Raw genomic sequence first — 14,065 nt, 5'->3', positions numbered from 1 at the left:
ATTTCCAGCGATTTTTTGCCCCACTATTAGCCTCGTCACAGTAGCGCAGTCAGCGTCTGCCGCAAGGAGAAATATCTTGTAGCAGCAAACTGTTAGATTCTATGGAGAACCAGTGCGGATCAACGAGGATGCGCACGGAACAAGTTTCAAGGAGCACTGCGGACATGGCGGCACAATCAAATGATGTGGTAATTCTTGCAGGAGCACGCACCCCGCAGGGCCGGCTCAACGGCCAGTTGGCACCCTTTACCGCCGTCGAGCTTGGCTCCAAGGCCATTGCTGGAGCCGTATCACGTTCCGGGATTGACGCGGCAGATGTCAACTTTGTGATCATGGGCCAGGTTTTGCAGGCAGGAGCCGGGCAGAATCCTGCGCGGCAGAGCGCCGTCGGGGCCGGTATTGGTTGGAATGTGCCCTCAGTGACCATCAACAAAGTGTGCTTGTCAGGCCTGACGGCCGTGATTGATGCGGCGCGCTTAATCCGTAGCGGCGAGGCGGAGGTTGTTATCGCCGGCGGCCAGGAGTCAATGAGCCAGGCCCCGCACATCCTGCCAGGCTCACGGCGTGGCTGGACCTACGGTTCCATCCAGGCTCTCGACGTTGCCGCCCACGACGGCCTGACCGACGCCTTTGACAACGACTCCATGGGCCTGTCCACCGAGCGTGGCAACATCCTCCTGGGCATTTCACGCACTGCACAGGACGAGGTCGCCGCCGCGTCGCACCAGCGTGCTGCCGCAGCCGTCGAAGCGGGGATATTCGAGCACGAGATTGTGCCCGTATCCTTGCCGCAGCGCAAGGGCGAACCACTGGTCATTGACAAGGACGAAGGCATTCGCCCGCAGAGCACTGTGGAGTCTTTGGCCGGGCTGCGTCCGGCATTCACGGCCGACGGCGCCATCACAGCCGGGAACTCTTCCCCCCTTTCCGACGGGGCCAGTGCCATGGTGCTGACTTCACGTGCCTATGCGCAGGCACACGGACTTGCGTGGTTGGCTGTTGTCGGCGCACCCGGACAGGTTGCCGGGCCTGATAACTCACTGCATTCACAGCCTTCCCACGCCATTGAGAGCGCTTTGGCAAAGGCTGGCTGGAGCGTTGCGGATCTCGATTTCGTTGAGATCAACGAGGCTTTTGGGTCTGTTGCTGTCCAGTCAATGCGTGATCTTCACCTATCTCCGGAAAAGTGCAATATCCACGGCGGTGCCATCGCACTGGGCCACCCCATTGGTGCATCCGGAGCCCGTTTGGCACTCCACGCGGCACTTGAACTCAGCCGCCGCGGCTCCGGAAAGGCGGCTGTGTCATTGTGCGGCGGTGGCGGGCAGGGCGAGGCGCTGCTCCTGTTCCGGGACGCTGAGTGAGCCCAGCAGCCAATCCCACGGGCCATGGCAGGGTTGCCGCTGATGCGGTGGCCCGCGGCCTGGCATTGGACATCTTCGCCAGGCCTGTGGCAGGCTCCCTGGCTGAGGCTGCCAATCTTCTTGGCATTGACGTCGCAGACATTGTGAAGTCCCTTGTGGTCAAGCGCAGCGACGGCGCCTTCCTCTTTGCCCTGGTGCCCGGCGGTCGCTCCATCTCCTGGCCCAAGCTGCGGGCCGTGGTGGGCGTGAACAAGCTGCAAATGCCCGCCGCCGATCTGGCCCTTGCCGCGACCGGTTACGAACGCGGCACCATCACTCCCCTGGGCAGCACCACGGCGTGGCCCGTCTTCGCTGACGAATCGATCCGCGGCCGCAGGGTGTCCATGGGCGCTGGCGAACACGGCTACAGCCTGTTCGTCGAAGCCGACGCCCTGATAACGGCCTTGAACGCCACCGTTGCAGACATCTCCGTCCCGGAATAGCAGGCTTGGGCGACTCGCGGCGGCACCGGCCCGGCATTTTTCCGGCGACTATCCGACGCGTCGTCCGCGGGCGGCCTTTGGCGTCTCCTTTACGTCGCCTATAAAAAATGTCGGCTCCGCTGCCGGGATACCCCCTGGACGCAGAAAAGCCCCGCACCAATTGGTGCGGGGCTTTTCGTGAAATGCGAGGTGATTACTTGACGGTAACCGTGGCGCCGGCAGCCTCGAGGGCTTCCTTGGCCTTCTCGGCAGCTTCCTTGGTTGCACCTTCGAGGACGGCCTTGGGAGCCGAATCAACGACCGCCTTGGCTTCCTTCAGGCCGAGGGAGGTCAAGGAACGAACTTCCTTGATCACTGCGATCTTCTTGTCGCCAGCTGCTTCGAGGATGACGTCGAATTCAGTCTGCTCTTCTTCAGCTTCTGCGGCTCCGCCAGCGGGGCCTGCTACAGCAACAGCAGCGGCAGTAACTTCAAAGGTCTCTTCGAAGAGCTTGACGAACTCGGAGAGCTCGATGATGGTCAGTTCCTTGAAAGCTGCAATGAGCTCGTCGTTGGTGAGCTTAGCCATGGGTGGCGCTCCTTCTGTGTTCTTGGCCCGAAGGCCGAATCTTAAGACCCAAATCCTCATGGACTCAGGGAAAAACTAATGCTGATCACCTGCAGGCAGGCGGCGCGTCCAGGGGACGGCGCTCGCTACGCCTCGGTGGCTTCAGCTTCTACTGCCGGGGCTTCCTCAGCGGCGGGTGCTTCCTCAGCGGCCGGAGCCTCTTCAGCGGGAGCGCCTTCAGCCAGCTTCAAACGCAGGGCCTCGAGGGTACGCGCAACGGCGGCCATCGGAGCCTTGAGGATGCCGGCGACCTTGGCCAGCTGCAGTTCGCGAGACTCGAGGGCAGCCAGTGCTGCGACCTCGGAGGCGTCGAGAGCCTTGCCTTCGAAGAAACCAGTCTTGATGACCAGCTGCTTGTTGGCTTTTGCAAAATCCGTGAGGCTCTTGGCTGCTGCAACAGCGTCACCCTTGATGAAAGCAATGGCGGTGGGGCCGCTCAGCTGACCTTCGAAAGCGTCAACACCAGCTTCCTTGGCCGCAATGGCTGTCAGGGTGTTCTTTACGACCGCGAACTTGGTGTCCTGGCCGAGAGAAACGCGCAGCTCCTTGAGCTGAGCAACGGTGAGCCCACGGTATTCGGTTAGGACTGCTGCAGTTGATTCGTTGAAATCTTGTGTGATCTCTGCAACCGCAGCCACCTTTGTTGGCGTTGCCATAACCCTCCTTCCGGGAATATATGCCGGTCCTGTCTGGTCCTGTCCCGCCCAGCTAGCTGGGACTTGGACAAATAAAAACGCCCCGCACAGATGTACGGGGCGTTTTCGCAGCGGTTCCAGGAATTTCTTCCGGTTCGACGCCGCTCAATAAGCTTTGTGCACCTGCGCTGGCCGTCCATATAAGGACTTTCGGATGGCAACCGACCCGTTTCCTGCGCAATCCAATGCATGCTGCATCTACTGGCTGGGGGAGGTTGACATCGACCGACGGTCTTTGGTTCCTCAAGGCTACAGGAGCGTGCCGTCGGATTCCAAATCGGGGTAGTGAACTCTAGCCGCCAGGCGGTCAGCCAATGGTGTTAAAGTCCTTGCGCCACTGCCCTGTGACACCCGCGTTCACGAATCCCAGCATTTCGTTGACAGAGCGCATGTACTCCTTTTCCGGGGCATTCCACGTGTAGATGGCTTCCAGCTGCGGAAACTCACGCATGAGATGCTCAAGGTTTACCACCTTGATATGCAGCCCAATATCTCTGCCACGGTGGGTCTGCTCTACAAAAGTGTCATCCTGAAATGCCACATCGCTGCGGTTGCCCAGTATCGAGATGGAGGTGAACCCCACCAGCATTCCTGTGGCAACGCATTCGGCGGCGCAGACCATTGTGTGCCTGCCTGTGAGCCTGGAAATCTCTTCAGCTTCGCGCCGTCGCTCCACGTCCCACGCGTCCGCAAGGTTGCCGCCGTCGCCCTCCCCGTCGATCTCCTGCTCCAGGCGCACAATGTCCTGCGCCCATGGCTCCGGGCAGCGGTCCATCCACTGGTGCACACGGTATGCGTGCTGGTGCGCGGTGGTGACGCGTTCGGTCAGTTCTGCACTCAGTCCGACCCGCAGAGGCAGGGCGCAGACGCTAAACTGTTCCACGCGCTCAAGGTCGTAGCCCGCGCTGTAGGCAAAGCGGGCTTCCCTGCTACTCAGCGGCAGTGAGCCGCCTCCACGGGAGGCTGGTATCAGCTCAGTGTCGCCAACATCCAGCGTTGAGGACTGATGGCTGGTCTCGACCATGACGACCTTACGGTTCTCACCTTTGACAAAGAGTTCCGCAGCTTCAAGCAGCTTCCGGCCTAAGCCAAGTCCCTCGGCCGTGGGCAGCACATCCAGGGTGACATGCGCCATTTCAGTGTTGTCGTCCAGAGGCAGCGCAATGCCGGCCAGACCAATAATTTCCCCGGCGCTTCGAGCGATCAACACCACATACCACTCGTAGGAGTCATGGCACTGGTCGAAGAGTTCTTCGGCCGTGTACGCCAATTTGTCATTCCCCCAAGTTTTGATACGAGCTTGGCGGGACACCTCAACGACCTGGTGGAAATCTGCAGCGGCGTCGCCGTCGAGCGTCTCTGGAATCCGCAACTGCTCGATGGTGGTTACTGTCATGACTTCATTACCTCGTAGCTGTCTAATCTTTGTGCGCGAATCATGGCGTTGCCAAACCCGCACCTTCCCCAATTGAAATCTGCTGGAACCTGCTGCTTCCCACCAGCCTACAAAAAAGGAAGGGCGCTGCAGCGAAATGCTACAACGCCCTTCCCAACAAATTTCAAGAACTAGTCCTCGATGACAACCTTCGTTGCCTGAGGATCCACGCTGATGCCGGGGCCAAACGTCGTGGAGACGGTGGCCTTCTGCAGGTACCGGCCCTTGGAAGCGGACGGCTTCAAACGAAGCACCTCTTCCAGCGCTGCTGCGTAGTTCTCAGCCAGCTTGACGGCGTCGAAGGAAACCTTGCCGATGATGAAGTGCAGGTTGGAGTGCTTGTCGACGCGGAAGTCGATCTTTCCACCCTTGATGTCATTGACAGCCTTGGCGACGTCGTTGGTGACGGTGCCGGTCTTCGGGTTCGGCATCAAGTTACGCGGTCCGAGGACCTTACCCAAACGGCCAACCTTGCCCATGAGGTCAGGTGTGGCAACGGCTGCGTCGAAGTCGGTCCAGCCGCCCTGGATCTTTTCGATCAGGTCGTCGGTACCAACGAAGTCGGCCCCTGCTGCGATAGCAGCTTCGGCACGCTCACCGGTTGCGAAAACCAGAACGCGGGCAGTCTTACCGGTGCCGTGGGGCAGGTTGACTGTGCCACGGATCATCTGGTCGGCCTTGCGGGGGTCTACACCCAAGCGGAACGCAACCTCAACGGTGGCGTCGAACTTGGACGGGTTTGTCTCTTTGGCGAGCTTGATGGCGTCGAAGGGTGCGTATGTGTTGTCCGCATCGATCTTCGCCTGAGCTGCCTCATATGCTTTACTGCGCTTTGCCATGCTGCGTTTCTCCTTGTGCAGTTGTGGTCATTAGGACCGCGCGGGCCCTGCCACTACGTCCGCTTTCCAACCACCTGAGGTGGGTTGGTCGGCGTCGTTCTTAATGAATTGGATGGTGCTTTGGGGGTCTCGGCAAGCTCGACCACCAGGTATTGGGGCTTACGCCTCGACAGTGATACCCATGGAACGGGCGGTTCCGGCGATGATCTTCTCGGCGCCTTCGATGCTTGTTGCGTTGAGGTCAACCATCTTCTGGGTGGCGATCTCGGTGACCTGTGCCTTGGTCAGCTGGGCAACCTTGACGGTGTGCGGGGTAGCTGAACCCTTGGCGACGCCTGCAGCCTTCTTGATGAGCTGTGCAGCCGGCGGGGTCTTGGTGATGAACGTGAAAGAACGGTCTTCGTAAACCGTGATTTCAACGGGGATGACGTTTCCGCGCTGGGATTCCGTTGCAGCGTTGTACGCCTTGCAGAATTCCATGATGTTGACGCCGTGCTGACCAAGCGCGGGACCGATGGGAGGTGCCGGGTTGGCGGCGCCTGCCTGGATCTGCAGCTTGATAAGGCCGGTGACCTTTTTCTTGGGAGCCACTGTAGGGTCCTCTTCTCTCAATAACTTTCCTGGGACGACGGAGCGCGTCCAGGTGGGTGGCCGGATGGCGTCCGGCCGAACGTTTCACGTAGAGCTAAGCAAGCTCCCGTGGAACGAAAATTGTGGGCAACTAGATCTTGGTGACCTGGTTGAAAGCAAGTGTGACGGGGGTTTCGCGCTCGAAGATGGAAACCAGCACCACCAGCTGCGCAGCCTCGGGCTTGATCTCGGAGATCGAGGCTGAAAGGCCCTCAAACGGACCGTCCTTGACGATGACTGCTTCGCCAACTTCGAAGTCGATGTCCGCGTCAATCGGGTCGTGCCGCAACGGAACACCGGTCTCTTCAGCCTGCTGCTCTTCAAAGATCGGAGCAAGCATCGAGAAAACTTCATCCAAGCGCAGCGGGACGGGGTTGTGGGCATTGCCCACAAAGCCGGTTACGCCGGGCGTGTGGCGAACGACGCCCCACGATGCGTCTGTGAGGTCCATGCGAACCAGCACGTAGCCGGGGATGCGGACGCGGTTGACAACCTTGCGCTGCGCATTCTTGATCTCCACGACTTCTTCCATGGGAACCTGAATTTCGAAGATGTAATCTTCCATGTTCAGCGACAGGCTGCGCGACTCAAGGTTGACCTTGACGCGGTTCTCGTAACCGGCGTAGGAGTGGATGACGTACCAGTCACCCTCCTGGCGACGCAGCATGGCCTTGAATTCGTCTGCCGGGTCAACTTCGGGTTCTGCTGCCGCCGCTGCGACTGCCTCCCCCGAGTCTTCCTCTGTGGTCTCGGCAGCGTCCTCTACAACGTCGGCCTCTACAGCCTCGGCAGCGTCTTCTGCGACCTCAGATTCTTCTGCAACGGCATCAAGGTCGGCATTGATGGCAGCATCAGCAACCACAGTGTCCTGGTCCTGCTCACTGTACGTTGCCTCGGGCTCCAGCTCAGACACGAATTTCCTGCTTTCCTTGTGCGTTTCTTAAATGGCTCAAACCGACCCCATGCCGAAGTATTCGGCGAGGTCGGCCAAGTTGAGCGTTTTACTGCTCGATGGTTGCGTTGCCGCCGAAGATCCACAGTACGGCCTTGCCGAATCCCAGATCCAAGACGGTAACAATGCCCATCACGATGACCACGAATACCAGCACGACAACGGTGAAGTTGATCAACTCTTTGCGAGTGGGGGTGACAACCTTCTTCATTTCGCCAATGACTTGGCGGAGGAAAAGAGCTATCCGGCTAAAAAGTCCAGGCTTACTGGGCTTTGTTGCTTTTTTGGCTGGGCCCTTGGAGCTGCTTGCCGCAGTTTCGGTCACCAGTGCCTCACTCATCAATTGTTGTAAGTACTTGCAAGTCCGTGAATACGGACTGCACGCCATGCAATAAATATTCGCCCGAGCACTGGCCTGCATGCACGAAGTGTTTCGTGCAGCCAACCCGCTGTACTCATGCGCAGGGCAGACAGGACTCGAACCTGCAACCTGCGGTTTTGGAGACCGCTGCGCTACCAATTGCGCCACTACCCTTTGGAATTCACCTGCTGGCCCGGCCAGCTGCGTGAGGAATCCAATCGGTGTTAATAACCATGAACAACTTACAGTCTGGAAGCCGTCTTTCCAAAACCGGCCTGCAGGCGTGGATCATCATGGCGCTTGAACACCGGTAAACCATTCTACGCATCTTATGGCTGTACGTCGAACCGGGCGGCAGATGCGCCTAAAGTAGACAGTGACGATGTGTGCATTTTGTGCCTCCCACCGAAGAAAGAGTCCTGATGTCTGCCGAACTGACAGCTGACCAAGCCTCCGGGCGCCGCGTTTCCGCCCGGATCGCCGCCATTGCCGAATCCGCTACCCTGGCCGTCGATGCCAAGGCCAAGGCCTTGAAAGCTGCTGGTCGGCCGGTCATTGGCTTTGGCGCCGGCGAACCGGACTTCCCCACCCCCGACTACATTGTTGAGGCAGCCATTGCCGCTGCCCGGCAGCCCAAATACCACCGCTACTCCCCCGCCGCCGGATTGCCGGAACTGCGCAGCGCCATTGCCGCAAAGACGCTGCGTGACTCCGGCTACGCTGTTGAGCCCGCACAGGTGCTGGTGACAAACGGTGGCAAGCAGGCCGTTTACGAGTCCTTCGCCACGCTGCTTGATCCAGGCGATGAAGTCATTGTGCCCTCCCCCTACTGGACCACCTACCCGGAAGCCATCCGCTTGGCAGGCGGGGTGCCGGTCGAGGTTTTTGCCGGCCCGGAGCAGGGCTACCTCGTCACAGTGGAGCAATTGGAAGCCGCCTTGACCCCACGCACCAAGGTGCTGCTGTTCGTTTCCCCCTCCAACCCAACCGGTGCCGTCTACTCGCCCGGGCAGACCCGCGAGATTGGTTTGTGGGCCGCTTCCAAGGGCATCTGGGTCATCACGGATGAAATCTACGAACACCTCACCTACGACGGCGTGCCGTTCACCTCGATTGCCACGGCAACACCCGAGTTGGGCGACCGCGTGGTCATCCTCAACGGTGTGGCCAAGACCTACGCCATGACTGGATGGCGCGTGGGCTGGATGATCGCGCCTCTGGATGTCACCAAAGCAGCGACCAACATGCAGTCCCATGCAACCTCCAACGTGGCGAACGTGTCCCAGATGGCCGCACTTGCCGCTGTCGCAGGCCCGTTGACTGCCGTTGAGGAGATGAAGGTGGCCTTTGACCGTCGCCGCAAGGCCATGGTTGCCGGGTTGAACTCCATTGACGGGGTCGAGTGCCCCACCCCGCATGGCGCTTTTTACGCCTACCCAGACGTCCGTGGCCTGCTGGGTCGCGAAATTGGGGGGATCCGCCCGGCCACGTCGGCTGAACTTGCCGCACTGATCCTGGACAAGGTTGAAGTTGCCGTGGTCCCTGGAGAAGCATTTGGCCCCAGTGGCTTCCTGCGCCTGTCCTACGCCCTCGGCGACGACGACCTCGCCACAGGAGTTGGGCGCCTGCAGGAGTTCCTGGGCTCAGCCATGTAGCGTCGCCAACCGGCAAACGCTGCAGCGGGAGGTCACGGAGCGGGGATGGATTTTCGAGGTCGCTCAGCGACCGAAAAAATCTTACTGCCCGCGAGGGACGTCCCGCTGCAGTCGACGACCCGTAGTCGGTGGCCTAGAGCAGGCGGCGGTCCACTGCCCAGCGGGTGAGTTCGTGGCGGGAAGACAGCTGCAGCTTGCGCAGGACGGCCGAAACGTGGGTCTCCACGGTCTTGATGGAGATGAACAGGGCCTTGGCCACCTCCTTGTACGAATAGCCGCGCGCAATCAAACGCATGACTTCCAGCTCGCGGGCTGAAAGCTTGTCCAGTTCGTCTTCCACGGCCACTTCGGCCGTGCCGAAGGCGTCCAGCACAAAGCCGGCCAGCCTAGGCGAAAAGACGGCATCTCCGCCTGCCACGCGCCTGACGGCATCGGAAATTTCGCTTCCTGAAATTGATTTGGTCACATAGCCGCGCGCGCCAGCGCGAATCACCGACACCACGTCTTCGGCAGAGTCGGAAACGCTCAGTGCCAGGAACTTCGTGCCGGTGAGCAACGCCGCACAGCCGGCGATGACTTCGCGCCCACCCTGTCCCCGGCCACCGGGCAGATGCACATCAAGCAGCACCACGTCTGGCTGCACGGCATGAACGGCGGCAATGGCCTCTTCCACAGTTGCCGCTTCCGCTTGCACGTCAATGTCCGCGGCCAGATCTGCTTTGAGGCCGGAGCGGAAGATTGCATGGTCGTCGACAATCACTACCTTGATGGGCGTTGCAGGCACGGTCATTTGGCTTCCTCATTTGCTGATGTTTCGCTGGGCAGATGCAGCCGGACTTCAGTGCCTTCCGCTGAACTAATGATCTCAGCGGTGCCGCCGTTGCGTTGCATGCGCCCGACGACGGACTCCCGGACTCCCAGCCTGTCCGTCGGCACGCCCGTCAGGTCAAAGCCCGGCCCGCGATCCTTCACGAACACGTCAACACCTTTTTCTCCTGCTTCCACGTACACGGAGACAGCGGTTCCACCGTGCCGTACACCGTTCAGCACGGCCTCCCGCACGGCTTGTACCAACGCACTGCTATGTTCGGTGAGTTCGGCATCGCCCACCGCAACAACCTCCACGGCCTGGCCGTAAAGGTCCTCTGCCTCGGCACACACGGCTTTGACACGCTCAACCAGGGCGCCCGAATTGTGCGCGGAATCTTGGTAGATCCATTCCCGCAGTTCGCGCTCCTGAGCCCGGGCAAGGCGGGTCACGTCGCTGGGCGAATGGGCGTTCTTTTGGATCAAGGCCAGGGTTTGCAATACGGAGTCGTGCAGATGGGCAGCAATTTCTGCCCTTTCCGTTTCACGAATACGTCCGGCCCGTTCGTTTTGGAACTCCTGCCAGAACTTCATCGCCCAGGGGGCCAGCACGAGTGCCACACCCGCCAGTACTGCCAGGGAAGCCACTATTGAGGCCCACAGCAATGGCCACGATCCAGAACCCGTCACCATGACGATCACACCGGCAATCACGAGGGCTATGCCGCCACCCAACCGCAACAACGCAGTGGGGGTGTCTGCCTTTGCCGCACTCAACAAACCGATTCGACGGGTGTTGTCCAGCTGGATCCATGCCAGCACAGCGCCCAAGACTATAACAAGGAGCGGGACCAGAGTTCCCAGCTGCAGGTTCCAGCCCATTTGCCTGCCAAACAAGATGAAGGCCACGACGAAGAGTCCCCCACCAATGGCAATCTCCTTGAAGCCAACAGGGGTTTTGGAGCGTTCGGGGTGTGGGGTATCGGCTATTGGTGCTCCTGCGGCAGGGCGGAAAAGCTTCAACCTCGGATTCCCGTCGGCCTCCACTAATGGGGCCGGCGCACCAGCACGCTCATCGGCCATCGGAACCAACAGCCATAACCACGCGTAAAAGATCAGGCTTGCGCCAAAGAAGAAACTGGTGCCAATGAAGATGGCGCGCACCAGCCCCACCTTGATCCCAAGGTGCTGGGCCAGCCCGCCGCAAACCCCGGCGACCATGCGCTTCGGGGAACGGTACATCTTTGCGCTCATGCCTCAATCCAAGCATGCTCAGGGCCAGCCCGCAGTGCTTCCCGGGGTTGCTTCAGGGTTCTTTCAGGGTCACCCCGGATAGTCCAAGGGGGCATTGAACAGGAACCATGGAAGCATGGACACCTCACGCAGCACCCCAGAACAGCCGGAAGGCCTCCCACCCAGCCCGGACAATCCCGCACCACAGACGCCAGCAACGGAAAATTTCCAGTCCGGCACGTACCCTCCCGGGCCGCCGCCGGAATCGGCCAAGTTCTTTCAGTGGATCCAAGGACTAGGAGTGCAACGCTCCCCCAACCGCTGGATGGGTGGGGTGTGCAGCGGTTTGGCTTACCGGTGGGGGATCGATCCCGTCATTGTCCGCGGCCTGGCAGTGGTCCTGACCCTATTTTTTGGTGTCGGATTGCTCGCATACGGAGTTGCTTGGGCGCTGCTGCCGGAACCCGACGGCCGGATCCACGCGCAAGAGGCCGGCCGCGGCCACTGGTCTACCGGTATGAGCGGCGCGGTGGCACTGGCAATCCTCGGCTTGCTCGGCCAAGGACCCGGCTTTGCTTTGGGCCGGGACGATTCCTGGTTCCCCTGGCCACTATTTTGGATCGCCGGAGTCGCAGCCGTCATTTACTGGGCAGTGACGCGAAATAAGTCAAAGCCCTCCGCGCCACCCCAGTGGCAGGGACCTCACCAAGGCCCCGCCCAGGGACCTCTCCAGGGCGCACCGCAAGCTCAGCACCAAGGCCAGTCGCTGCCTCCGGAGCAGTGGCAGGAGCCACCGTTGATGTACCCGTCAGCTGGTACCTTTACGCCCGATCCGCAGATGTATGTGAAGCAAAAGCCGCACAAGATCACACCTCGAATGGGCGCAGCTGCAAGTCTTTTGACATTGGGTCTGGCTGTGGTGGTTGGCGCCGTTGTACTGATCCTGGACAGCACGAACGTCCTTGACCTGCATGGCTACCAGGTGGCCACGGCAGCGGCTGCTGCGGCAATCACCGCCGGCGTTGCCATTGTGGCAGCGGGCGCCATGGGGCGGGCGGCAGGTGGTGTCAGCGCATTTGCGATTGTCATGCTGGTGCTGGCCGGCCTGTTGAGCATCCCACCACACAACGGCCAGTTCACGGCGTTGAACAACGTGAATTGGGCGCCCACCTCCATCAGCGCAGCTGAAACGGGCCGCTCCATGGTCTTTGGCGATGCAACCCTTGACTTCACGCAGTTCAGCACCGGATCCCTGACCACCGATGTCCTTATCCCCGTCAATGTGGTGGCCTCCTCCGTCACCATCAAAGTCCCCAAGGATATGCCGGTGCGGCTCAAGAGCGAGTTGGCTGCCTCCTCATTGACGGTCGACGGCGCAGACCAGACCGGTTCTCTTGCCACGAGTACAACCACCGACCTCAACGTGCAGGCGAAAGGCCACCGCATGGTCATCACCTTGCAGGGTGCCGCCAGCGACATCACCGTTGTATCCGTTGCCTCCACCGTTCCTGCGGCAGTGACGCCATGACCGGCGCTGCGAACCCCACCAACTCAACAGCGAAGGAATACGTCATGAACAACGCAACAGAAGACCTTGGCATCCACCAAGGCGGCAGCAACCGCCCAACCGCGCAGAAGCCTCAGCTGCGGGTGGGCACCATGGTGTGGGGCGCCGTCGTACTTGTGCTTGGTGTTTTGCTCATCATTGTCCGGCAGACGGGTCTGGAGCTGGATGCCGGGCAAACAGCCATGTGGCTGCTGCTGGGAGCCGGAGTCGCCATGATTGCTGGTGGGGCTGTGCACCTTTTACGTCGAAAGTAGCTGCCGCGGACAACTCCGCGCCACATACACGGAGTTGTCCGGATCACACCGCCTTCTGGAATACTATGAAAGGAGCTCAATGGTGCGCTCAAATCACATTGACTCCACCCTCGAAGGGCCTAAAGACACATGAAGATTGGAATTCTCACCAGCGGCGGAGACTGCCCTGGCTTGAATGCAGTAATCCGCGGAATCGTATTGAAGGGCATCAAGGTTTACGGACACGAATTTGTGGGCTTCCGTGATGGCTGGCGCGGTGTTGTTGAGGGCGACGTCATGGATTTGCCCCGTCACATGGTGCGCGGCATTTCCAAGCAGGGTGGCACCATCTTGGGAACTTCACGAACCAACCCTTTTGAAGGCAACGGCGGCCCTGACGTCATCAAGGCCCACATGGAACGCCTCGGCATCGACGCCATGATTGCGATTGGCGGGGAAGGCACGCTGGCTGCGGCCCGCCGCCTGACCGACGCAGGGTTGAAGATTGTGGGCGTTCCCAAGACCGTGGACAACGATCTTGACGCCACCGACTACACCTTTGGCTTTGATACTGCCGTGCAGATTGCCACTGAGGCGATCGACCGGCTGCGCACCACCGGAGAGTCCCACCACCGCTGCATGATTGCCGAAGTCATGGGCCGCCACGTGGGCTGGATTGCGCTGCATGCAGGCATGGCCACAGGCGCCCACGCAGTGTTGATCCCGGAACAGAAAACCAGTATGGACCAGATCGTGGCATGGGTTCTGGAGGCACGCGACCGCGGCCGTGCGCCGCTGATCGTGGTAGCCGAGGGATTTGTTCCCGACCACCAGGATTCCGCCCATTCCGAACGTGGCCTGGACGCGTTTGGCCGTCCGCGCCTTGGCGGCATTGGCGACCAGCTGGCCCCGGAGATTGAGGCCCGCACCGGCATTGAAACCCGGGCCACCATTCTTGGCCACATCCAGCGCGGTGGCGTCCCCTCCAGCTTCGACCGTGTGCTGGCAACCCGGTTGGGCATGGCCGCCGTCGACTCGGTTGTGGAAGAACGTTGGGGCACCATGGTTTCGCTTAAGGGAACCGAGATTGAGCACGTGCCCTTTGAGGCTGCCCTCGGGAACCTAAAAAAGGTGCCGCAGCACCGCTACGACGAAGCGGCCATCCTGTTCGGCTAGTGAAATCCGCCGGCGCCCCCTGCACTCCT

At 60.5% G+C, this 14,065-nt stretch carries 15 protein-coding genes and 1 tRNA gene; 6 read left to right on the top strand and 10 right to left on the bottom strand.

Annotated elements, in window-relative coordinates; genetic code table 11:
- Nucleotides 1-164: 164 nt before the first annotated feature.
- Both JMA46_RS01375 and JMA46_RS01370 read left to right on the top strand, forming a co-directional pair.
- A complete protein-coding gene (locus JMA46_RS01375) occupies nt 165-1,364 on the top strand; it encodes an acetyl-CoA C-acetyltransferase (RefSeq protein ID WP_207343512.1) in 1,200 nt (399 codons plus the stop codon).
- The gene (locus tag JMA46_RS01370; protein WP_207343511.1) at nt 1,361-1,846 is read left to right on the top strand and encodes a YbaK/EbsC family protein; all 486 of its coding nucleotides are present in this window, start codon (nt 1,361-1,363) and stop codon (nt 1,844-1,846) included. The genes JMA46_RS01375 and JMA46_RS01370 overlap by 4 nt, the downstream gene beginning before the upstream one ends.
- 193 nt (nt 1,847-2,039) lie before the next feature.
- On the opposite strand, the gene rplL is transcribed toward JMA46_RS01370, so the two are convergent.
- The 8 genes from rplL to JMA46_RS01330 form a co-directional block, all read right to left on the bottom strand.
- Nucleotides 2,040-2,414: a 50S ribosomal protein L7/L12 gene (gene rplL, locus JMA46_RS01365; protein ID WP_207343510.1), complete on the bottom strand. Its 375-nt coding sequence runs from the start codon at nt 2,412-2,414 to the stop codon at nt 2,040-2,042.
- Between the two features lie 125 nt (nt 2,415-2,539).
- Nucleotides 2,540-3,109, bottom strand: a complete 570-nt coding sequence (rplJ, locus tag JMA46_RS01360; RefSeq protein WP_207343509.1) for a 50S ribosomal protein L10 — start codon at nt 3,107-3,109, stop codon at nt 2,540-2,542.
- Nucleotides 3,110-3,455: 346 nt separating this feature from the next.
- Nucleotides 3,456-4,544: a GNAT family N-acetyltransferase gene (locus tag JMA46_RS01355; protein ID WP_207343508.1), complete on the bottom strand. Its 1,089-nt coding sequence runs from the start codon at nt 4,542-4,544 to the stop codon at nt 3,456-3,458.
- Nucleotides 4,545-4,714: 170 nt separating this feature from the next.
- Nucleotides 4,715-5,422, bottom strand: a complete 708-nt coding sequence (gene rplA, locus JMA46_RS01350; protein WP_207343507.1) for a 50S ribosomal protein L1 — start codon at nt 5,420-5,422, stop codon at nt 4,715-4,717.
- Nucleotides 5,423-5,581: 159 nt separating this feature from the next.
- Entirely contained in the window at nt 5,582-6,013 is a 432-nt protein-coding gene (gene rplK, locus JMA46_RS01345) for a 50S ribosomal protein L11 (protein ID WP_207343506.1), read from the bottom strand.
- Between the two features lie 130 nt (nt 6,014-6,143).
- Nucleotides 6,144-6,965, bottom strand: a complete 822-nt coding sequence (gene nusG, locus JMA46_RS01340) for a transcription termination/antitermination protein NusG (protein WP_207343505.1) — start codon at nt 6,963-6,965, stop codon at nt 6,144-6,146.
- An 88-nt stretch (nt 6,966-7,053) separates the two neighbouring features.
- Nucleotides 7,054-7,344, bottom strand: coding sequence for a preprotein translocase subunit SecE (gene secE / locus JMA46_RS01335; protein ID WP_207343504.1), 291 nt, complete (start codon nt 7,342-7,344; stop codon nt 7,054-7,056).
- A gap of 122 nt (nt 7,345-7,466) precedes the next feature.
- Nucleotides 7,467-7,539, bottom strand: a tRNA-Trp gene (locus JMA46_RS01330).
- A gap of 248 nt (nt 7,540-7,787) precedes the next feature.
- On the opposite strand from JMA46_RS01330, the gene JMA46_RS01325 reads away from it, so the two are divergent.
- Entirely contained in the window at nt 7,788-9,020 is a 1,233-nt protein-coding gene (locus JMA46_RS01325; RefSeq protein WP_207343503.1) for a pyridoxal phosphate-dependent aminotransferase, read from the top strand.
- Between the two features lie 133 nt (nt 9,021-9,153).
- Here JMA46_RS01325 and JMA46_RS01320 read toward each other — a convergent pair whose 3' ends face one another.
- Together JMA46_RS01320 and JMA46_RS01315 are read right to left on the bottom strand one after the other, a co-directional pair.
- A complete protein-coding gene (locus JMA46_RS01320) occupies nt 9,154-9,810 on the bottom strand; it encodes a response regulator transcription factor (RefSeq protein WP_207343502.1) in 657 nt (218 codons plus the stop codon).
- Nucleotides 9,807-11,081, bottom strand: a complete 1,275-nt coding sequence (locus JMA46_RS01315) for an ATP-binding protein (protein WP_207343501.1) — start codon at nt 11,079-11,081, stop codon at nt 9,807-9,809. Before JMA46_RS01315 ends, JMA46_RS01320 begins: the two co-directional genes overlap by 4 nt.
- A 115-nt stretch (nt 11,082-11,196) precedes the next feature.
- Here JMA46_RS01315 and JMA46_RS01310 point away from each other — a divergent pair, with 115 nt between their 5' ends.
- The 3 genes from JMA46_RS01310 to JMA46_RS01300 all read left to right on the top strand — a co-directional run bounded on the left by JMA46_RS01310 (nt 11,197) and on the right by JMA46_RS01300 (nt 14,036).
- Entirely contained in the window at nt 11,197-12,588 is a 1,392-nt protein-coding gene (locus JMA46_RS01310) for a PspC domain-containing protein (RefSeq protein WP_207343500.1), read from the top strand.
- A gap of 44 nt (nt 12,589-12,632) precedes the next feature.
- Nucleotides 12,633-12,881, top strand: coding sequence for a hypothetical protein (locus tag JMA46_RS01305; protein WP_207343499.1), 249 nt, complete (start codon nt 12,633-12,635; stop codon nt 12,879-12,881).
- 129 nt (nt 12,882-13,010) lie between these two features.
- Nucleotides 13,011-14,036, top strand: coding sequence for a 6-phosphofructokinase (locus JMA46_RS01300; protein ID WP_207343498.1), 1,026 nt, complete (start codon nt 13,011-13,013; stop codon nt 14,034-14,036).
- The last annotated feature ends 29 nt before the right edge of the window (nt 14,037-14,065 follow it).

Source organism: Arthrobacter sp. E3 (assembly GCF_017353415.1).
Classification (GTDB): domain Bacteria; phylum Actinomycetota; class Actinomycetes; order Actinomycetales; family Micrococcaceae; genus Specibacter.
The sequence above is the reverse complement of the archived record's forward strand: the minus strand, read 5'-3'. Positions and strand labels throughout refer to the sequence as shown.

What these genes read in the sequence shown, in the direction of transcription:
- JMA46_RS01375 (WP_207343512.1), top strand. Translation starts at nt 165, where the DNA reads ATGGCGGCACAATCAAATGATGTGGTAATTCTTGCAGGAGCACGCACC.
- rplL (WP_207343510.1), bottom strand. Translation starts at nt 2,414, where the DNA reads ATGGCTAAGCTCACCAACGACGAGCTCATTGCAGCTTTCAAGGAACTG.
- rplJ (WP_207343509.1), bottom strand. Translation starts at nt 3,109, where the DNA reads ATGGCAACGCCAACAAAGGTGGCTGCGGTTGCAGAGATCACACAAGAT.
- JMA46_RS01355 (WP_207343508.1), bottom strand. Translation starts at nt 4,544, where the DNA reads ATGACAGTAACCACCATCGAGCAGTTGCGGATTCCAGAGACGCTCGAC.
- rplA (WP_207343507.1), bottom strand. Translation starts at nt 5,422, where the DNA reads ATGGCAAAGCGCAGTAAAGCATATGAGGCAGCTCAGGCGAAGATCGAT.
- secE (WP_207343504.1), bottom strand. Translation starts at nt 7,344, where the DNA reads ATGAGTGAGGCACTGGTGACCGAAACTGCGGCAAGCAGCTCCAAGGGC.
- JMA46_RS01325 (WP_207343503.1), top strand. Translation starts at nt 7,788, where the DNA reads ATGTCTGCCGAACTGACAGCTGACCAAGCCTCCGGGCGCCGCGTTTCC.
- JMA46_RS01320 (WP_207343502.1), bottom strand. Translation starts at nt 9,810, where the DNA reads ATGACCGTGCCTGCAACGCCCATCAAGGTAGTGATTGTCGACGACCAT.
- JMA46_RS01315 (WP_207343501.1), bottom strand. Translation starts at nt 11,081, where the DNA reads ATGAGCGCAAAGATGTACCGTTCCCCGAAGCGCATGGTCGCCGGGGTT.
- JMA46_RS01310 (WP_207343500.1), top strand. Translation starts at nt 11,197, where the DNA reads ATGGACACCTCACGCAGCACCCCAGAACAGCCGGAAGGCCTCCCACCC.
- JMA46_RS01305 (WP_207343499.1), top strand. Translation starts at nt 12,633, where the DNA reads ATGAACAACGCAACAGAAGACCTTGGCATCCACCAAGGCGGCAGCAAC.
- JMA46_RS01300 (WP_207343498.1), top strand. Translation starts at nt 13,011, where the DNA reads ATGAAGATTGGAATTCTCACCAGCGGCGGAGACTGCCCTGGCTTGAAT.